General features: G+C 34.0%; 20 protein-coding genes, 1 pseudogene and 1 riboswitch. Of the genes and pseudogenes, 15 read left to right on the top strand and 6 right to left on the bottom strand.

The genetic code is table 11. The features are described from left to right. On the bottom strand, positions 1–941 hold a 941-nt coding region (locus tag KI356_RS11635), incomplete at its 3' end, for an AraC family transcriptional regulator (protein ID WP_212935481.1). Between the two features lie 364 nt (positions 942–1,305). Between KI356_RS11635 and KI356_RS11630 the strand changes: the two genes are divergently transcribed. The 4 genes and pseudogenes from KI356_RS11630 to KI356_RS11615 all read left to right on the top strand — a co-directional run bounded on the left by KI356_RS11630 (position 1,306) and on the right by KI356_RS11615 (position 2,942). Then, complete coding sequence (locus KI356_RS11630; protein WP_128282904.1) at positions 1,306–1,485, top strand: hypothetical protein; 180 nt, start codon at positions 1,306–1,308, stop codon at positions 1,483–1,485. A gap of 163 nt (positions 1,486–1,648) precedes the next feature. Next, on the top strand, positions 1,649–1,873 hold the full coding sequence (locus KI356_RS11625; protein WP_212935480.1) for a hypothetical protein: 225 nt from the start codon (positions 1,649–1,651) through the stop codon (positions 1,871–1,873). After that, a pseudogene (locus KI356_RS11620) lies at positions 1,872–2,153 on the top strand (hypothetical protein); the annotation flags it as partial. The gene KI356_RS11625 and the pseudogene KI356_RS11620, both read left to right, overlap by 2 nt. 21 nt (positions 2,154–2,174) lie before the next feature. Further along, positions 2,175–2,942, top strand: coding sequence for a DUF4261 domain-containing protein (locus KI356_RS11615; RefSeq protein WP_212935484.1), 768 nt, complete (start codon positions 2,175–2,177; stop codon positions 2,940–2,942). A 46-nt stretch (positions 2,943–2,988) separates the two neighbouring features. On the opposite strand, the gene KI356_RS11610 is transcribed toward KI356_RS11615, so the two are convergent. Beyond that, the gene (locus KI356_RS11610) at positions 2,989–3,936 is read right to left on the bottom strand and encodes an Rpn family recombination-promoting nuclease/putative transposase (protein ID WP_212935479.1); all 948 of its coding nucleotides are present in this window, start codon (positions 3,934–3,936) and stop codon (positions 2,989–2,991) included. 183 nt (positions 3,937–4,119) lie between these two features. On the opposite strand from KI356_RS11610, the gene KI356_RS11605 reads away from it, so the two are divergent. Continuing rightward, the gene (locus tag KI356_RS11605; RefSeq protein ID WP_212935478.1) at positions 4,120–4,800 is read left to right on the top strand and encodes a DUF7003 family protein; all 681 of its coding nucleotides are present in this window, start codon (positions 4,120–4,122) and stop codon (positions 4,798–4,800) included. Between the two features lie 79 nt (positions 4,801–4,879). Here the strand turns inward: KI356_RS11605 and KI356_RS11600 are convergent, their stop codons facing one another. Together KI356_RS11600 and hpt are read right to left on the bottom strand one after the other, a co-directional pair. After that, entirely contained in the window at positions 4,880–5,782 is a 903-nt protein-coding gene (locus KI356_RS11600) for a diacylglycerol/lipid kinase family protein (RefSeq protein ID WP_212935477.1), read from the bottom strand. A gap of 229 nt (positions 5,783–6,011) precedes the next feature. Further along, positions 6,012–6,539: a hypoxanthine phosphoribosyltransferase gene (gene hpt, locus KI356_RS11595; RefSeq protein ID WP_212935476.1), complete on the bottom strand. Its 528-nt coding sequence runs from the start codon at positions 6,537–6,539 to the stop codon at positions 6,012–6,014. Positions 6,540–6,701: 162 nt separating this feature from the next. Here hpt and KI356_RS11590 point away from each other — a divergent pair, with 162 nt between their 5' ends. From KI356_RS11590 to KI356_RS11560, 7 genes are all read left to right on the top strand, one after another. Then, positions 6,702–6,917, top strand: a complete 216-nt coding sequence (locus tag KI356_RS11590) for a hypothetical protein (protein WP_002123363.1) — start codon at positions 6,702–6,704, stop codon at positions 6,915–6,917. Positions 6,918–7,102: 185 nt separating this feature from the next. Further along, positions 7,103–7,435, top strand: a complete 333-nt coding sequence (locus tag KI356_RS11585) for a hypothetical protein (RefSeq protein ID WP_212935475.1) — start codon at positions 7,103–7,105, stop codon at positions 7,433–7,435. 161 nt (positions 7,436–7,596) lie between these two features. After that, positions 7,597–10,182, top strand: coding sequence for an S-layer homology domain-containing protein (locus KI356_RS11580; protein WP_212935483.1), 2,586 nt, complete (start codon positions 7,597–7,599; stop codon positions 10,180–10,182). Between the two features lie 163 nt (positions 10,183–10,345). Beyond that, the gene (locus tag KI356_RS11575; RefSeq protein ID WP_128282909.1) at positions 10,346–10,792 is read left to right on the top strand and encodes an LPXTG cell wall anchor domain-containing protein; all 447 of its coding nucleotides are present in this window, start codon (positions 10,346–10,348) and stop codon (positions 10,790–10,792) included. A gap of 89 nt (positions 10,793–10,881) precedes the next feature. Next, a complete protein-coding gene (gene srtD, locus KI356_RS11570; RefSeq protein ID WP_212935474.1) occupies positions 10,882–11,502 on the top strand; it encodes a class D sortase, LPxTATN-specific in 621 nt (206 codons plus the stop codon). A gap of 39 nt (positions 11,503–11,541) precedes the next feature. Continuing rightward, a complete protein-coding gene (locus KI356_RS11565) occupies positions 11,542–12,231 on the top strand; it encodes a response regulator transcription factor (RefSeq protein ID WP_199715454.1) in 690 nt (229 codons plus the stop codon). Further along, positions 12,228–14,102, top strand: a complete 1,875-nt coding sequence (locus tag KI356_RS11560; protein ID WP_212935473.1) for a sensor histidine kinase — start codon at positions 12,228–12,230, stop codon at positions 14,100–14,102. Before KI356_RS11565 ends, KI356_RS11560 begins: the two co-directional genes overlap by 4 nt. A gap of 207 nt (positions 14,103–14,309) precedes the next feature. Here KI356_RS11560 and thiT read toward each other — a convergent pair whose 3' ends face one another. Next, complete coding sequence (thiT, locus tag KI356_RS11555; protein ID WP_307856598.1) at positions 14,310–14,912, bottom strand: energy-coupled thiamine transporter ThiT; 603 nt, start codon at positions 14,910–14,912, stop codon at positions 14,310–14,312. Between the two features lie 85 nt (positions 14,913–14,997). Beyond that, positions 14,998–15,099, bottom strand: a riboswitch (TPP riboswitch). Between the two features lie 194 nt (positions 15,100–15,293). Between thiT and KI356_RS11550 the strand changes: the two genes are divergently transcribed. Genes KI356_RS11550 through KI356_RS11540 form a run of 3 tightly spaced genes read left to right on the top strand, consistent with a single transcriptional unit; the run spans position 15,294 to position 17,690 of the window. Continuing rightward, on the top strand, positions 15,294–15,521 hold the full coding sequence (locus KI356_RS11550) for a FeoA family protein (RefSeq protein ID WP_097904728.1): 228 nt from the start codon (positions 15,294–15,296) through the stop codon (positions 15,519–15,521). Beyond that, positions 15,518–17,506, top strand: a complete 1,989-nt coding sequence (gene feoB / locus KI356_RS11545; protein WP_212935472.1) for a ferrous iron transport protein B — start codon at positions 15,518–15,520, stop codon at positions 17,504–17,506. The genes KI356_RS11550 and feoB overlap by 4 nt, the downstream gene beginning before the upstream one ends. A 16-nt stretch (positions 17,507–17,522) precedes the next feature. Beyond that, the gene (locus tag KI356_RS11540) at positions 17,523–17,690 is read left to right on the top strand and encodes a FeoB-associated Cys-rich membrane protein (protein ID WP_128282915.1); all 168 of its coding nucleotides are present in this window, start codon (positions 17,523–17,525) and stop codon (positions 17,688–17,690) included. 34 nt (positions 17,691–17,724) lie between these two features. On the opposite strand, the gene KI356_RS11535 is transcribed toward KI356_RS11540, so the two are convergent. Continuing rightward, positions 17,725–18,303 (bottom strand): lipoprotein BA_5634 family protein, encoded by a 579-nt coding sequence (locus KI356_RS11535; protein ID WP_199640684.1) that lies wholly within the window; start codon positions 18,301–18,303, stop codon positions 17,725–17,727. Between the last annotated feature and the right edge of the window lie 229 nt (positions 18,304–18,532).

The following is an 18,532-nucleotide window of genomic DNA, read 5'->3' as shown; positions in this document are numbered from 1 at the left end:
TGAATATGATTTAGACATGTAGTAATGGAATTAGAATATACCTGATTATTATATTCTTTAACACGTACTGCAAAAGTACATAATGCATCCTCAATTAATCTATTTACTGAATACATGTTATCTAGCTTTTCAATAGTTTGGATATATAAAGTACCGAGCGAAAAAGCAATATCTGACGGAAGGTTACCATCTATCGCATACCGAATAGCTAGCGTAATTGCGATAATACCATTATTTTTTTGATTTCTAAGTTGATCTCCTTTTGATACAATTGCCGCATCTTCCTGAGGAAATGAATACGCATATTGTATTACTTTTTCTTTATTTCCTTCTTTAATTGCTGAGAAAAATTTACGTTCTAATGATATGTTGTAATTTTGCGGGTCGTTCCGGCGACGTTTTGAAATATATAGATCAGGATTTACAATTTTGTAAGCAATATCTTCTAGTACTTTGTTTTTTTCCCAAACAATATCTCTATCTAACTTTTCATTAAAAATTACGTAATGTAACCAAATACTTATATCAATAAGAGTACTTTTTTTAATCTCAGGTAGAAATTGATAGTAGTCTACTCCTTGTTGCATTTTATTAGTACAGTTAAAATATTTCATAAGTTTAATCGCCATTTCATCAGATACTTTTGGATAGGTAGTAGGACCGATTATAATTGTGCCTTTTATATGCTCATGATTTGTTATATGGATGATGATGAAATTTTCAAGATACTTATTCCCTTTAAAAAGTGGGAAATTACAAGGAGCATTTTCTTGATACATCTCACTAAGATGTTCTTCTTTAGAAGAATAAAAAGGACTACAAATAGTATGAGAAGTAGCTTCATATAAAATTTTTTTGTCAGTAGATAAAAACTGAACAGGTACATGAAAAGTTCTATGCACAAGATCACATAAGTATTGTAGGTCGATGGAATTATTCATTATTTTCTCCTTTTAAATAGTTCATGAAACACCATATTAAATCTACATCCATTTCTACAAGGTATAAATTTCTTAATATTCATTTATTCTTACTTTTTTATTAAAAGATTGTATATATTTACGAATTCATTTACTTACATGTTGTATCACAATAGACGTATCGATGGTGCCCTCCGTAAAAGTTCTCTTTTGTATCTATTATACCAAATAAATGGATTTAAAAGAGGTATTTATATCCAAAATACAATGTGTCAATTTAAAGTGAAACTTTAATCATTGGGGGGATTCATCCCAAAATGATTATTAGTTGAAATAATCGGGTTTGTTATTTTGTAGTAAAATATAGAAAAAGGAGGCGAGAGTTATGCTACTCATTGTTAGCCTTATATTAATTGGGATTATGTGTAGTATGAGAATAGTATCCCTACATATGATAGAACGACAAACGATAGAGGAGCGATATGTATATTGCCCAAAATGTGATGCGAAAATTAGAAGAGGGAACTCTGCTCCTTTTTGTTCGAAGTGTAATTTAATATTTTAACGATAGTAAATCCGAAATCGCTTTGTATGGTTTTGGATTTTTTATGTTGAAAAATTCCAGCACTATTTCAGAAAAACGAAAGCGAAAGTTATGTTCTCTTTCGCTTTTTTTAGTTAAAATGGGTGTGCATGATAATGATATATATTTAAATGGAGTGTTATATTTGGAGGTTTTGATCATAGGAGGATGCCTATTATTAGGCATTATTTTGATTAGTATAAGTATTTATCAATTTGTTAAAGAAATAAAAGAAAAAATTTCAAAGAACGAGAAATGGGAAGTAGTAGCACAAAATTTGATAGGGTTATTTAGTGATCCGTTGCATGGAGCACGGTTCTACTTTTTAGTTGGTGGTCTCTTTTTTGTAGTCGGACTGTTATTTCTTTAAATACGTATGTAGTATAACTTGTCAGCATGAAGTGGCGTATGCTGATATGTACTTAGAAATAAGAGAGTATAGAACGAGAAGGTTAATTAAAAAAGAAAAGCTTATTAGAGAAGAAGATATGTACCAAATGTTTAATCATGTTAGTGATGTGGCTTGGAAGTTAAACTATAGAGTAATGTTGATGAACGATAAAGGAGAAACTGTGTGGATGTTAACCTTTTTAGAGAAAAATAATCCAGCTAGTTTAGTTTGGAAGATCGAAAGAATAGGTTGGAAATAGATAAGAAGTGGAGTGCGTATGATGGAGACAAAAATCGTTATTGGAATACCTGGTTTATGGAAAGATAGAACTGAATTAATACAAGAAGCTGCGAGTAAGAGCAGCTATATGTTAGCAGGGAATAGTATGCATCATAAGGAGAAAGAGATTGGTTTTGAAATTGATATATATGAACAAGATCCATCTTTAGGAGAAGCTTTCTTCTATGCAAGTGGTGAGCGTTTTGATGGAGAATTGCTTAGAAAATTGGAGGAGCATACTTATACAGTATATGTAATTGTGAAAGTTGAAGATATAGAAAGGTTACAAGAGGTCATTGATGTAGGAATGGAACTATTAAATGCAGGTGGCCTTGCTTTAAAAATTGAAACAGCAGGTGTAGCTTATTCGAAAGATGAATGGAAAGAGCTTGCAGAGGATAAGGAAATATTTCCTATGTATTCGCGCCTTGTAACTTTAGTAGGAGATAAAGAGGACGGTTATTATTCATGTGGAATGCAAGCATTTAATCTACCAGATGTTGTTTTAGACGGAGGAATAGATCCGGAAGTAGCTGTAGATTTATTAAATGATTTTAATCTACATAATATATTTGAAAAACCTAATTTGAAAGATGGAGATACAATTAGTTTCACAGAAGATTCTCCAATGTATCGTCTAGCTCATTATATAGATGACCGCTATGAACAAGAGGATCCATTTTATAATCCGTGCGGGGTATGGAAGTTAGAGAGTGCTTCGGCAAAAAAATCTATATTTCAAAAAATGAGGAGTATGCTAAGAGGATGAAAAAATGCATAAAAGAGCTTGAAACAATTCAAGCTCTTTTTCGTTATTATTTATGTCCTAAAATATGCTCAACCTCATGTACACTTAATTTACTTGCTTTAGCAATTGTTTCAAGTGGTACACCAAGTTCATACATATCTTTAATCATTTGTATTTTTCCTTGTAGAATCCCTTCTTTTCGTCCTTTTTCCATGCCTTGTTCAATCCCTTGTTTAATCCCTTGTTCCATGCCTCTTTTCATTCCTTCTTTTTCTGCGTGGGCGAATTTTGCGGCCTCATCCATTAAAACCTTTTCTCGTGCGTCATAGGCTTGACGGAAAGAGGAATCTTGACTCATACGTTCCCACTTGTTTATTGCTTTTTGTAAAATAGGATCTTGATTCATAGCAATATCCTCCAATGTTTTAGTTAAGTGCTCATCCTCATTTGCTGAAAGTAATAAAAGCCAACGAGCAAATGGATCCTTCCAGGGATTTACTTTTTCTTCTTGCCATTGTTCTGTTAACTTTGGAATTTCTACAATGTGAATTTCTATGTCATCACTCAGGAGTTTCTGGTGTTGAGTATTCCATAATATGCTCGTTGTATGGAAAGATTTTTGTTCGGAAAACATTATGAAGTTTAATAAGTTTATGGTGATGGTTTTATGGAGTGAGCTATATGGCATGCCCTTTTGTAATTGAGATGTGTATAATTTTCCCCAATAATATAAACTGCGTTTCATCATATCGTGATTATTATTGAGCTGTATTTCTACATTTACTTTTGTTCCCGTGTTTAATGTCGCTGAAATGTCTAAAATAGATAACTTATCCTCTTCATATTCCCGGTGTAAATGTGGATCTTCTAGTTGTAGAGAAGCGATAGGCGATTCTAAAGACTCTTGTAACATAGCGTTTAAAAAAGCGATTAGAATATCTTCACTACCATTCGTACCAAACAATTGTTTAAATGCAAAATCAATGCGTAAATTAACTAACTGTTGGTTGAACACAGCTTTTCCTCTCCCTTGTCTCAGGTTGTTTCTTTCTTTTATTGTACATAAAAATAACTAGGGCATGCAAACAGGCTATTCTTCTATTTTTTAGTAGTATTATTGGAATGTCACAGGCAAGTATATCCATGTTATACTCTAGTGAAATTAAAACATGTTTATATTGAGAAAAAGGTGATACATATGCAAGAAGATATTTTAAAGCTATTAGATAAAAAGCAAAGTAAGTATGAATTTCCTGCTTTTGATAATGAATATATGGATATTTCACAAGTGAAATTCTCTCTTCTCTTTAAAGATAATAAGGATTGGTTAATGGTGTTTCAAGTTGTCGGTGTAGGTTCATTAGGTGTATTTAATGATATTCAAATATATGGTGATAGAATGAATCATTCTATTGGTGATGATCGTATTTTGCAATTAAATGATGGAAATCATGAATTATTTGATAATGAAGGTGAATTTATGCCGGATATTTATACCGGCAGTTTAAAAATTCGTGGTCATCATTTTGAATATCAATTTAAAGAAGAAGATTATGTACATAACGGAATAGAAGTACAAACGACAGAGTCTTATCCAAGAGATTTCATGCGTATGCTTGCTACCAATGACGAAGCTAGAAAATTATTATGGTGGGATAAAGAAGAAATTTTAGAAGAGTTCGGTTTAGAAGGCGATTGGGAAGTAGCGTATGAAACGGAAGAGTGGAAACACGTTGAAGAAGAAAAAGTAAGTGAAAATGAATTTTTCCAATCAGTAGCTGCTGCGATAGAGAAGCAAGATCCAAGTGTTATTGTGAATAAGGATTGCAATACGCACTGGAAAAATTGGGTGGAGTTTGATTACGAAAGCTTATATTAAAAATTAAAGAGTATATCAAAATGCCTTGCTAATAAAAAAGACGAGCCAAAGTGTTGAAACTTTAGCTCGTCTTTTTGCATTACACAACCGCAGGATTATAAATCATCGTAAAATGTCCTTGTAATAATTCAATATGACAAGGTGTATGAAGCGAACTTTCTCCATCTGTATCTACTTCTTTTTCTTCTTCTGTTTCAATATGAATCGACTTTGCTTTTACGTGGAAGATGTCATTATCATTTGTGTCTTCAAATAATTTCTTTCCGATATAATCTTTAAAGGCTTGAATACCTGTGGATTTGACTACGAAAATATCAAGTGTTCCGTCATCGCATTTTACATTCGGAATAAAGGAAGGAATACCACCAAGATATTCACCGTTTCCTACCATCACAAGGACAGCTTCGTCTTCATATACTTGTCCGTCGTAAGTGATTTTTACTGGGAATGTTTCAGCGTTTTTGACCGTTCGAATGGTGCTTAAATAGTAACCAATTTTACCAAGCTTTGCTTTCTCTTCTGCATCAATATTGTTTGATACTTCAGATACGAGTCCAATGCCCCAGAAGTTTAAGAAGTATTGTCCATTTGCTTTTGCGACATCGATTGGTTTTATATGTCCTTTTGTAATGAGTTTTGCTGCTTCTGCAATATTTTGCGGAACACCAAGTGTGCGAGAGAAGTCGTTGCAAGTTCCGCCTGGAATGATTGCAAGTGTAGGTCTAGTTTCAAGAGGGGCTAAGCCGTTTGTGCATTCAAATACAGTTCCGTCACCACCAAAGACGATAATTAAATCTACTTTACTAGCAAACTCTTGACAATATTTTGTTGCATCACCTTGCTTTTTCGTATGAAGGATATGTAAGTCAGGAAAAGCTGCGGCAAGTGGTGGTACGATTTTCGTTAAGTTTGCATGTAAATTACCTTGGCCTGCTTTCGGATTTACGATGAGGAGTACTTTTTCAAATTTTGTCTTTTTCATCTTTATTCTCTCCCTTTGTCTTTTACGAATCGTGATAGAAAATAAACTTCCATCAGTAATTGATGGAAGTTTACCCCGCTTAACGGGCAGTAAGAGTCCCACCTCAAATTTCGCCGAATACGAGGAAGTCAGGTGGGAGATTAACTGTCCGTAAAAGCCCAATTGGTGAAGGCTAATAATCAGTGGGAGAAAAAAACCACTGATTAAAGTTTCACTTTATTTTGTTATATTATTCCGTTACAACTGAAGCGATAAATGGTAAGTTACGATATTTTTCTGCGCAGTCGATACCGTAGCCAACGATAAATTCGTCTGGAATTTGGAAGCCAACATATTCAGCTTTTAAGTCCACTTTACGGCGTTCAGGTTTATCAAGTAACGTACAGAATTTTAATGCTTTTGGTTTATGCATAAAGAAGTGATCTTTTAAGAAGTGAAGTGTTAAACCAGAATCGATAATGTCTTCTACGACAATTACGTTTTTTCCAGTAATGTTTACATCGATATCTTTTAATAGTTTTACTTTTCCAGTTGTTTCTGTTTGATTTCCGTAGCTAGATGCAGAGATAAAGTCGATAGTTACTTCGTTTTTAATGTGACGAATTAAATCAGCAGCGAATATGAATGATCCTTTTAATACAGCGATTACAACGATTTCTTCTCCTTCAAAATCACGTTCGATTTGAAGCGCTAGTTCTTTTACTTTTTCTTGTAATTGTTCTTCAGAAATTAAAGTGTCTTTTATTTCAATATTCATTGGAATCCTCCTACAGTGTAAAACTTGTGAACATTTCGACTGTAAAGGATAGAATAGAAAAAGTCAAAGAAGGTAGTCATTTTTTACAAAAACAACGGCAAAATCATCTGATGATATGATATAATAAATATATTAAGAAAACGCTTCCATAAAAGGGTGATTATGATGAAAAAGAAACAGTATACAAGTGTAACATTTATAAAAGCATTACTTTTAACAATTGTTCTTGGCCTGTTGGCTTACATAATTGATGTACCTGCAATTCGCATTTCACTAATTGGAATGACTTTAGTATTAGGCGCAATTTCTCATGGCATGATGTCACAGCTACAAGAAGCTGGAGTTGAGAATATGAAAGATCATATGGATAAGAAATGAGAAACCTTCACGTATATAGAGTGAAGGTTTTTTTCGTTTCTTACAAAAATGTAAGGTAGTTGTAAGGCAAATCGATAGTTGCATAGTAGTGTTTTGGGTAAACTATAAGTGTAAGGTAAAAGGTAAGCATATTTTAGGTGAATTAAGTATTAGGCACTCTATATGTGAAGAAGGAGTAGGAGGGCATGGAGAAACGTTGGACAACCTTTTCTTTTTTAGCGACTAGTAACACCGTAATGCTAGCTGGAGAAATGGATTTTTTGCACTTGTTTGATCGAGAAGACGATCATTCTTCTTCTAAATTTACAATGAAATGGCGTAAATGGAGCGATAGTTGTAGATTGGAAGAAGAGACCCCTAACGAAGAGCAAAAAATTATTTTAACAAATCCTATTAAAGCGTGGGTTGCTCAACGTAGTAAGTGTAACGTCAAAAATCACTTCAAGAAAACTGAGCCGAGACAATTAGTTATCGCTCCGGCCAATTCTACTTCTAAATCACGCGAAAGTAACATGTAAATATCGAGACACATCCAAAGAAGCATCGTATTTATACGGTGCTTCTTTCTTGTCCATAAAAAGTCCCTTAGCGTATGAAAGATTTGATATGATTATAAAGGAATCTTACATTTTTACATACGGTAGGAAATATGATGGAAATAAAATTAGAAAAGGTGTGTATGATGAAAAAATATAGTGTAATTGCAGTAGCGAGTTTGTTGGCAACAAATCTATTAACATTTCCTTCTAGTTCTCTAGCAGAAATTGAAAATAAAACGAGAAATAGTATAGAAGCTTTACCAGTTATACATAGTAGTAAGCAAAGTGAATTGCAAAAACAATTAGAAGTTATACAAGAGCAACAAATGGAATTAGAAAAAAGAAAAGATATTTTGAAACAGCAGGAAGAGTTATTTGTTAAGGCTGGCGAATTAAAACAGAAAAAAGAAGAATTACTAAAACAAGGTAGCGAAGATAAAGGGCAATTAGAAGAAGTTCAGCGGAAATTAGATGAATTAAAGAAACAACAAGAAGAACTTGAAAAGAAGAATCCGTTAGAACTAAAAGAAAAGAAGATTGATGAAAAGAATAACCAAGAAGAAACAAACTCGAATGAATTAGAGGAACAAAAAAAGAAGGAAGAGCTTGAAGAGCCGAGTCAATTAGAAGTAAACGAAAAGAATAAACAAGAAGAAACAAATCCTGAATTAAAAGAGAAGCAAAAGAGAGAGGAATTAAAGAAACAGCAAGAAGAATTAGGAATAAAGCAGCAACAATTGGAGAAGCAGCAAATAGAGTTAAAGAAGAAAGAGGAGCAAGAAAAACAAGAGCTTGAATTAAAGCAAAAAGAAGAGCAAGAAAAACAAGAACTTGAATTAAAGCAAAAGGAAGAACAGGAAAAAAGAGAAGTAGAATTAAAGAGGGCAGTAAGTAATTTACAAGCAGCACCACAATCTTTCCCTGATGTTCCAGGGTGGGCGGAAGAGTCTGTTACTTATTTAGTGAATAAAAAAGTAATTACAGGAATGCCGGATGGAACATTTTCACCGAATAACGTATTAAGTAGGGCTGAAGCGGCTACATTTATGGCTAAAGTTTTAGGATTAGAAGTGAAAGAAGGGGACAAGCCAACCTTTATAGATTCGAAAGATAATTGGGCATCTTCTTACATTGCAGCGGTGGAAAAAGCAGGTGTTATTAAAGGTGAAGGAAACGGGAAATTTAATCCGTACGGTCAAATGACAAGAGCAGGAATGGCAACAATGCTTGTACAAGCATATCAATTAGATTCGAAAGTTAGTGGAGAATTACCGACATTATTTAATGATGTGAAGGATCATTGGGGCGAGAAATTCATTAATATTTTAGTAGAGTTAGGTATATCAAGTGGTATTGATGGAACACAGTGGCAACCTGATAAATCGATAACACGTGCTGAGGCAGCGCGACTTGTTGCGGTAACAGATAAATCTAAAGATAGTGAAGTAAAGGTGAAAAAGGTAAATATAACGAAAAGTTTCTTTACGTATAACGAGCCATCATTATCATCGGGTATTTCAAATGAATATGCATCACAAGAAGTAAAGGTATATGAAGAAAGAGACGGTGGATGGATAAAAATTTATACGGATTTGGGTTTTAAGTGGGTGTGCTTAACTGAGAAGAAAGTAAGTATAACGAAAAACTTCGTTACATATAATGAATCGTCATTATCGTCTGGTATTTCAGGCGAGTATACTCCGCAAGAAGTGACAGTTGTTGAAGAAAGAGAAGGCGATTGGATCAAAATTCGTACGAGTGTAGGCTATAAATGGGTATGTCTAACTGAAAAGAAAGTCCAGATTGATAGAGATTTTACTACTTATGATGCCCCATCACGGTCTGCGACTGTTTTAGCGTATTATGGACCACAAACAGTAACTGTTGTAGAAGAAAGAGGAACGTGGCTTCGTATAAGTACATATGCAGGATACCAATGGTTGGACACGAAAAAAGAGACAAAGTATTTATCTAAAGTATTTTTTGCATATGACAGCCCTAGCTTTGTATCGCGTGTATCAGGGAAATATTCTCCGCAAACAGTAGAAGTGTATGGTGAAAGAGAAGGCGGTTGGATTCAAATACAAACTAATAATGGTTTGAAATGGGTTAATGAAGGCAATATTAATCGTAGTCAAGTGATATTGAACGTACCATCAATTTACCAATTCCCAGAATTACACAATGGCTGTGAAGTAGTTTCTTTACAAATGCTTGTGGAACATCAAATTGGTCGCTCATTAAATAAAGTAGCATTTGCGTTTGAAATGCCTTTTGATCAAACGAAATTAAAGAACTATAAAACATCATCACAAATTTGGGGAGATCCAGATGTAGGGTTTGTAGGTGATGTGACAGGAAATACGCCAGGATATTCTATTAATCCAGAACCATTAAAAAGATTGTTAGATAAATATGCAAGAGGAACGAATTTAACAGGAAATGATTTCTCAGTACTAGAAGATTATGTGCGAAATGGGAAGCCAGTTGTTACTTGGGTAACTGTAGCACTAAATAATCCGAGACCAATTACAACATGGAAAACACCAAGTGGAAAAACAATTTATGCACGAATGAATACTCATGCGGTCGTTTTAACAGGTGTCGATGATAATTACGTATATTATAATGACCCGTTTTATGGCACGAAAAATGTGAAAGTGAGTAAGAGTTGGTTTGCAAGTATTTATAACCAAATGGGGAAGAAAGCTTTAAGTGTAGATTAAATAAAAAAGGTTATCCAAAAGATTATTTTTGGATAACCTTTTTTTATAATGAAATCTTTAACAGAACTCCATTTCATCTGCATCTTATATTTACATCTGTTGTTTATTCTAGTGATACATCCGATGCGACGTGATGTAAAACGTATAAGAGGAGAGAAATAAAATGAAAAAGAAACTATTACCAATTTGTGCAATGGCACTTTTAACAGTAGGCTATTCTTCAGTAGCGAGTGCTTCTACTGGAACATTAACAAAGGAAGAAGCAGCGCAAGTACAGTCAGATGTAGCTAAAAAGGAAGCAGCCATTCAGGAACAGCAAAAAAATGATGCAGAGAAAAAGCAAGCAGCGCAAGTACAAGAAAAAAGTGATATGGCAAAAAAAGAAGCAGCGATAAAAGTCGGGCAAAAGAATGAAGTAGCGAAAAAAGAAGCAGCACAAGTGCAACAAAAAAATGATGCAGTCAAAAAAGAAGTAGCCAAGCCAGTTGTACAAGGTGAAAAATTACCAAACACAGCATCAAATAATGTAGCAATGATGGCATTAAGCGCTTGTCTTGTCGCAATAGGTACATTATTTGGATTGAATCGTCGCAGTAAGGTTAAAGCGTAAATAAAATATTAGCCTATAAAGAATGGAATAATTTCATATATTAAAAATGGTAGGTTCCTCCTACCATTTTTTGCATGGAGGGATGAAGCATGAAGTTACTCAATTATATCGGTATTATATTAATGACTATAGGACTATTTATGGGATCATATTATGCTGTGGAATGGTATAAAGGAAAAAGTTCTGCTCAAGAATTAACGAAAGAAGAAATAAAGAGCATTAACAATATACAAGACAATCAACTTTCTCATGAAACACCTGTAACTTCCAAAGTACCTTCTTCTCAAACAGGGCATAAAGAAGGAGAAAAGGTAGCGGTGTTAAATATACCGAAAATAAAGAAGAAGTTTTCTGTTTATTGGGAGGCGAATGATGCGACATTGAAAAAAGGAGTTGGTATGTTCGTTAGTGATTTAACGACAACGCCATCTGGAGGGGGACATACTGTACTGAGTGGGCATCGAGATACTGTATTTACAGATTTAGGAGAGTTAAAAGAAAAGGATACTCTTATATTAGAGTATGATAATAAAACTTACACATATGAAATTCAAAAGACATGGATTACCCATGCGGATGATCGTACTGTCATTATAAAAAAAGAAGAACCAATATTAACACTGACGACTTGCTATCCATTTGATTATATAGGAGATGCACCAGATAGATATATTATCGAGGCGAAGTTAACTGGTAGTTATTCAAAATAAAATTGTAGTTTCTGAAAGTGGGAGGGGGATACATAAGTTATGTCAAAAAGGATTTTAATTGTTGAAGATGAAGATATTTTACGTGAAATATTAAAGGATTATTTTTTGAGTGAACAATATAAAGTGCTTGAAGCGAGAGACGGGAAAGAAGCTTTAACCTTGTTTGAGGAAGAAGAGGTTGATTTAGTTATACTCGATATTATGTTGCCGGAACTAGATGGATGGTCTGTTTGCCGAAGGATTCGTAAAACGTCCCAAGTACCAATTATTATGCTGACAGCACGCGTAGATGAAGATGATACGTTACTTGGGTTTGAACTTGGAGCAGATGATTATGTGACGAAGCCGTATAGCCCGCCAATTTTATTAGCGAGAGCGAAACGATTATTGGAAAGTAGAAAAGCTTTGAAAGAGTCTCCAAATAGTGAAGATGACACACTATGTATTCATGGAATTTATGTTCACTTCCCATCTCGTACTGTTACTGTTGATGGAGAAAGTATTGCTTTAACACATACAGAGTTTGAAATATTAGTGTATTTTATGAAAAACCAAGGAATTGTTCTAACACGAGAGCAATTAATTTCAAGAATTTGGGGATATGAATTTGCTGGAGATGATCGCACTGTTAATAGCCATATTCGTAATTTGCGAAATAAATTAGGAGAGAAAGCAAAGTACATTACAACTGTAGTGCGAACTGGTTATAAATTTGAGGGGAATGTATGAGAAAAGGGATTGTACTTAAATTATTTACCCTTACAACAGCCTTATGCATGTTGATTTTAGCGACGATATTTATTGGACAAACGATATTTTTCAAGCAATATTATGCGAATCGAAAAGTGGAAGATATTAAAGTGAATTTAGATTCCTTTGCAAAGAGTTACTTAAATTATGCGGGGAGTTCGGAGGAAGTTCAGAAACTGGAGCAAGATTTTTTAAGAGAAAATAATACTTGGATTACGACGTTAGATCATAATGGGAATTTAAAGCACGCAGATGATTTTTATTTTGAAATTACTTTAGATCGACGAGAAGAGAAGCGAGTGGGACAAAAAACAATTATCATTCCTTTGTACTATCTCATGAATATAGATGAGATTGAAGGTGGAACACTACCTGATTTGGAAGGACGACCAGTTTATTTCGAGGGACTAAAAAGAGACGATAGTTTCATCACATCTTATTTAAAGATAGATGAGGTGAATTTGAGTTGGTTTCATAAACCATTAGGTAAGAAGTTAGCTGAAAAAGAACCTAAGATGAGCGAGGAAAAACCAAAGGTTGCTCAAGATTCTATCACTGTGGAAAGAAAAAAATTTGCTGGAATTATGAGTGATGAGGAAAAGAAGAGGGCGGCTCAAAATTCAGATTTTAATATATCAGGGAAAATTACGAAGGTACAGTTCCCTAATGTAAAAGGACCTGTAAATCCAATTTATAAAAACAATTTATTTTTGGATAATATAAAAGAATTTCAAGCTGATTTATTACTAAAAGAAAGCAATCAAATGCAATATGCAACACAAACAATGGATTATGAAAAGAATGATATAAAATATAAATTATTAATCAAGCCAATAAAAGAAAAAGACGGATCGGTCACATATATATATGCGATGGCTTCTTTACAACCTGTAGATGAGGCTGTACAGATGGTACAAGATTATTACATATATATCATTGCATTTGTGGTTGTTCTTATTTTTCTAGCTTCATTTTATTATTCAAAACAAATTGCAAAACCATTACTAGTAATAAATGATACAACGAAGAAAATAGCTCATTTAGATTTCACAGAAAAAATACCGATTACTTCAAAAGATGAAATTGGGGATTTATCGAAAAATATTAATGTACTATCTAATAAACTTCATTCTCATATTGGACAGTTAGAACAAGATATTGAAAAGGAAAGAAAGTTAGAAAAGACACGGAAAGAATTCATTTCTGGTGTCTCACATGAATTAAAAACACCGTTAAGTATTATGAAAAGTTGTATTTCTATTTTAAAAGATGGGGTAGCTGAGCATAAAAAAGACTACTATTTTCAAGCGATGGAACGAGAAGTAGATAAAATGGATACTTTAATTTTGGATATGCTTGAGTTAGCTAAATTTGAGTCAGGCACATATAAAATGAAAAAGGATTTATTTTATATCGATACAGTAATTGAAGACATATGCGAACAGCTTTCTGTGGAGATAGAGAAAAAAGAACTTCATGTTCATAAAAATATATGCTCAGTTGAAGTGATCGCAAATCAAAATCGGATTGAACAAGTCATTGTGAACTTTATTACGAATGCAATACGTTATACACCAAATAAAGAGGATATCATTATTTCTACAATAGACGAGAAGGATCGTATAAAAGTGTGTATTGAAAATAAAGGTGCTCACATTGAAGAAGGACAATTAGATAAAATTTGGGATCGTTTTTATCGCATGGATGCAGCTCGCCAGCGTTCGCAAGGTGGAACGGGGCTTGGGCTTGCTATTTCAAAGAATATTTTAGAACTACACAATGCTGAATATGGGGTAAAGAATACAGAAGATGGTGTGTTATTTTACTTCTATTTACCGAAAAAAGCGTAGATAATACAATCTACGCTTTTTTAATTTAATTTCATATTATCTTTACTTAATCTTTATTTTTAAACAGTATACTTTGAATAGAAAATGAGGTTATGTAAGGAGTAGATTAGCCGTGAATAGCAATTTACTAGGTGTGATGGTATTTATTTTCTTTTGTGCATTTATTGTATTTATTATTGATATTACGATATGAAAAAAGAGCGCTAATTAAGCGCTCTTCTTTTCTGTATTCATTTGATAAGCACCGATGCTTTTGAATAAGCGTGGTGAAGTTGTAAATAAAAATATAAGTAAAACTGTACATAGAATAAAGGAACCAATCATTGTGCTACCGTTTACGATTAATGAATATAGCACAGCTGATTGTCCTTTCGGTGCATATTGACCGAAGAAAATAATACCAGCGATAAAATGACAGAAGTAGCGAGCTAGACTACCGATAAATGTAGCAAGGATAATATAGGAAATTGTTTTCTTTCTTTCACCGTTAATTAAGGTCTGCTGAATTTGCTTATAAAAGAGTCCAGCAAAGCCGATAAAGGCAAAGGCAATGAAGTATTCAACGAATGCTTGAATAGGTGTTAAAATGTAAGCATCACCTACGACAATTTGTAATAGTCCCCAAATTAATCCTCCTAAGAAAGCCCTTTTGAAGCCCCAGCGGTATGCGATAATAAAAATAGGAATCATTGCAAATGAGATGGAACCGCCTGTTGGAAGTTTAATTGATAATGGTAAAATGTCGATAATCATGGCGAAGGCTGCAAGAATGGCAGATTCGATCATCGCTTGTAAATTGGTGTTACGCATGTTGTCTCCCCCTAAATCCAAGTTGCACAAAAAAGAACATTATCATAGGAGGATACGAAATACGTAAATAAAAAAGAGGTATGTATTTCGGGCGTTTGCACAATCCCTGCGTTAGCATTAACTAACAGGTTCTAAGGGTCGGAACGAAATGTTCCCTCTCAGCGGTAAGGCTCCCCCTGTGATAACGAGATTCTTTATTTGCTATTATTTATTGTAAGCGAAATGGATGAGAATGGCAAATGAAGCTTGTATGACAATAAGTGAAATAGAATTGTATTGAAATGTTAATAAATATGAAGCAAAAAGATATAGTCCAAGTGAAATAGAGTATGATATAATTTGTTTGAAAATAATTATCATTCTCTTCTGAGGGGGAAGGTTATGAGCTTAGTAGATATTAAAATTGGTGAGAAAGTGTTAGTAAAAAGTATTCAGTCGTTAGATCATTTATTAAAGAGAAGACTAGCTGCTTTCGGCCTTGCGGAAGGAAGCGAGCTTCGCATAAAACAGAAAGCGATGTTTAAAGGTCCTTGTACATTGGAGTGTCGCGGACAGTTAATTAGTATTCGTCATTGTGACGCGAAAATGATAAAGGTGGAATTAGCGTGAATAAGGTTGCTTTGCTAGGAAATCCGAATACAGGGAAAACATCATTATTTAATGCACTTACTGGTTCTTATGAGTATGTAGGAAACTGGAGCGGTGTAACAGTAGAAAAGAAGGTTGGTAAATTAAAAGATAAGCAAGGAACATTAATTGATTTACCAGGTGTTTATGATTTAAATCCAGTTTCACGTGATGAAGGTGTTGTTACGAATTTTCTACTAACAGACGAATTTCATCATATGTTAAATATAGTGGATTCTTCGCAATTTGAGCGAAATATGCATTTAACGTTGCAATTACTTGAATTTGGTAAGCCAGTTTCAATTGGTTTAAATATGGTTGATGTGGCAAAGCAAAGAGGAATTGTTATTAATGTAAAACGATTATCAGAAATATTAGGTGTAACAGTCGTTCCTGTCATCGCAAGAACCGGAAAAGGCTGTGAAGAATTACTTACTACTCTTCATGAAGAGAAACAAAAAGAGAAAAAGCCATTCATTATTTCATATGGTGTACAAATGGATGAGGGGATCGGCGAGGTAATTGCTCTTTTAGAGACAGCGAATTATGAGCATCCAAGATGGTTAGCCCTTCAATTTCTAAGCAATAACGAAGTAGTAGAAAGAGAAATGAAAGCACTGCCAATTTATAAGGAACTTGTAGCCGTTCGATCTCGCTTAGAAGGAAAACTTGATTGTACGTTGGAGGAGCACATTTATAAGACTCGTGAAGCGTATATTGAAAAGTTAAAAACAAATGTTATGAAGCATGAGAAAGAAGGAAAAATTCCTTTTTCGGAAAAAATCGATCAGTTAATTACACATAAAATTTTAGGACTTCCAATCTTTTTAGCAGTTATGTTTTTTATTTTTCAGGTTACGTTTACGTGGATTGGTACACCTTTATCCGATATGCTTGATGGATTTTTTGGCGGACAACTTACGGATTGGGTTACAGCTGGGCTCACAAGTGTTGGCGCTTCTGATTTTATTCAAGCACTCGTTACAGAAGGTATTATTGCCGGCGTTGGTGCAGTATTAGTATTCGTGCCACAAATCTTTGCACTATTCTTCTTCATTTCATTATTAGAAGACTCAGGATATATGGCGCGAATTGCAGTTGTTATGGACCGTATTATGGAGTACTTTGGCTTGAACGGGAAAGCATTTATTCCAATGATTATTGGTTTTGGATGTAACGTGCCAGGTATTATGGCAGCGAGAACGATTGAACAGGAGAAAGAACGTTTACTTACAATTCTTGTAACACCATTTATGTCTTGTTCAGCGCGTTTACCTGTATATGCATTATTTGCGGGAGTTTTCTTCCCTAATAGTCAGGCAACTGTTGTGTTCTCTTTATACATTGCAGGTATTGTTCTTGCGTTACTTGTTACAAAAATTATGTCTCTTACTATTTTAAAAGCGGAAAAATCTATTTTCGTAATTGAATTACCTCCTTACCGTGTGCCGCAAGTGAAAACGCTATGGCTGAGCACATGGGAAAAAGGTAAAGGATTTGTTCGTAAAGCAGGTACATTCATCTTCGGTGGTTCGGTTGTTATTTGGTTATTAAACTATGCAGGTCCATCAGGATTTGGTGTTGATATGGGAGACAGTTTCTTAGCGATGATTGGTGGATTTATCGCTCCACTATTCGCACCGCTCGGCTTTGGAACTTGGCAAGCTGGGGCATCCCTTTTGACAGGATTTTTGGCAAAAGAAGTTGTCGTTTCAACAATGGCGATTATTTATGCGGTTAAAGAAGATGTGCTAGGAAATGTAATGGGGGCACATTATACTGCTTTATCAGCGTACGCATTTATGTTCTTTGTTTTATTATATGTTCCGTGCTTAGCGACAGTAGCTGTTATTAGACGTGAAACAGGATCTGTGAAATGGACAATTTTCTCTGTCGTTTATCCATTAGTTGTTGCTTATGTATTAACGTTCATTATATACCAAGTTGGATCCTTACTCGGATTCTAGAAGGAGATGTATTGCAATGATGGTCAATATTATAATTGGAGCTATCATTTTTGGTTATGCAGCATATACGTTAATTAATTTTGTAAAGAGAAGTAAAAAAGGAAAATGCGCAGCATGTTCTTTAAATAAGTCATGTCAGTCACAAACTTGTAGTCCGGACATGGAGCAAATTGCTCATAAATAGAAAAAAGCTTTGCGATTTCGCAAAGCTTTTTTACTTATTTTTTAATTGTAACAAGTTGAGCGGATTCTACACCAACTTTTCCAGGGAACTCTTTACTAGGGTCTTTATCGAATTTTAGTACACCTACAGATTTTTCCTCACCTTTTACATTTCCATAAGTTGTATCGTCAACAATTGCGAACATATCTGCATATGCGCGGCCACTTCCGATAATTGTGTTGCCTTCATATTTTAATTTTGCTCCATCAAGTGTAGCATTTTCTACTTTATCTTTTGCAAATAATACACCTTGGTCTGCTGTTACAGCTGGTAATTTATCAATTGCTTTTGTGTCGTCATTTTTATCGACTTTTTTCAGTAATTCTTTTTTAACAAACTCTTCACCAGTTTTTTTATCCATTACAAGAACTTTTTTATCTTCAAGTGTTGTAAGTTTCATTTTATACATATCTTTTTCTTTTACTTCTTTTTTGTTTTTATCTGCAATTTGCGTGACTTGCTCTTCTGTTCCGTATAATACAAAGCCGTTCGCTTTTTCTCCTAATAAAGAACAACCTGATAATGCTCCGAATGAAATTGCTGCTGCTAATCCGATTCCTACTAATTTTTTCATGATGATTTCTCCTTTTGTCTGTTTTATAGTAAATACAATTTTTGTATTAGTGCTTACATGTGGAGAAGCTTGTTTGCTGCTTCTGATATTAGTGTATAAGAAATATGGAAACGTAACTATCGAGTTAGCTTACAGTAACATTACAATTATGTAATTGAGTGAAAGTACGTAAAAATAAGTTAATTTTTGTGGGAAGAAATAATAAGAATATAGTAGGAATACAATATTC

This window comes from Bacillus hominis, assembly GCF_018332515.1.
Classification (GTDB): Bacteria; Bacillota; Bacilli; order Bacillales; family Bacillaceae_G; genus Bacillus_A; species Bacillus_A hominis.
The sequence above is the reverse complement of the archived record's forward strand: the minus strand, read 5'-3'. Positions and strand labels throughout refer to the sequence as shown.

Coding starts and splice junctions, on each gene's coding strand:
- thiT (WP_307856598.1), bottom strand. CDS start 14,912: ATGCGTAACACCAATTTACAAGCGATGATCGAATCTGCCATTCTTGCA.
- srtD (WP_212935474.1), top strand. CDS start 10,882: ATGAAGTTACTCAATTATATCGGTATTATATTAATGACTATAGGACTA.
- KI356_RS11540 (WP_128282915.1), top strand. CDS start 17,523: ATGATGGTCAATATTATAATTGGAGCTATCATTTTTGGTTATGCAGCA.
- KI356_RS11630 (WP_128282904.1), top strand. CDS start 1,306: ATGCTACTCATTGTTAGCCTTATATTAATTGGGATTATGTGTAGTATG.
- KI356_RS11535 (WP_199640684.1), bottom strand. CDS start 18,303: ATGAAAAAATTAGTAGGAATCGGATTAGCAGCAGCAATTTCATTCGGA.
- KI356_RS11565 (WP_199715454.1), top strand. CDS start 11,542: ATGTCAAAAAGGATTTTAATTGTTGAAGATGAAGATATTTTACGTGAA.
- KI356_RS11600 (WP_212935477.1), bottom strand. CDS start 5,782: ATGAAAAAGACAAAATTTGAAAAAGTACTCCTCATCGTAAATCCGAAA.
- KI356_RS11605 (WP_212935478.1), top strand. CDS start 4,120: ATGCAAGAAGATATTTTAAAGCTATTAGATAAAAAGCAAAGTAAGTAT.
- KI356_RS11550 (WP_097904728.1), top strand. CDS start 15,294: ATGAGCTTAGTAGATATTAAAATTGGTGAGAAAGTGTTAGTAAAAAGT.
- hpt (WP_212935476.1), bottom strand. CDS start 6,539: ATGAATATTGAAATAAAAGACACTTTAATTTCTGAAGAACAATTACAA.
- KI356_RS11580 (WP_212935483.1), top strand. CDS start 7,597: ATGATGAAAAAATATAGTGTAATTGCAGTAGCGAGTTTGTTGGCAACA.
- KI356_RS11590 (WP_002123363.1), top strand. CDS start 6,702: ATGATGAAAAAGAAACAGTATACAAGTGTAACATTTATAAAAGCATTA.
- KI356_RS11560 (WP_212935473.1), top strand. CDS start 12,228: ATGAGAAAAGGGATTGTACTTAAATTATTTACCCTTACAACAGCCTTA.
- KI356_RS11575 (WP_128282909.1), top strand. CDS start 10,346: ATGAAAAAGAAACTATTACCAATTTGTGCAATGGCACTTTTAACAGTA.
- KI356_RS11615 (WP_212935484.1), top strand. CDS start 2,175: ATGGAGACAAAAATCGTTATTGGAATACCTGGTTTATGGAAAGATAGA.
- KI356_RS11585 (WP_212935475.1), top strand. CDS start 7,103: ATGGAGAAACGTTGGACAACCTTTTCTTTTTTAGCGACTAGTAACACC.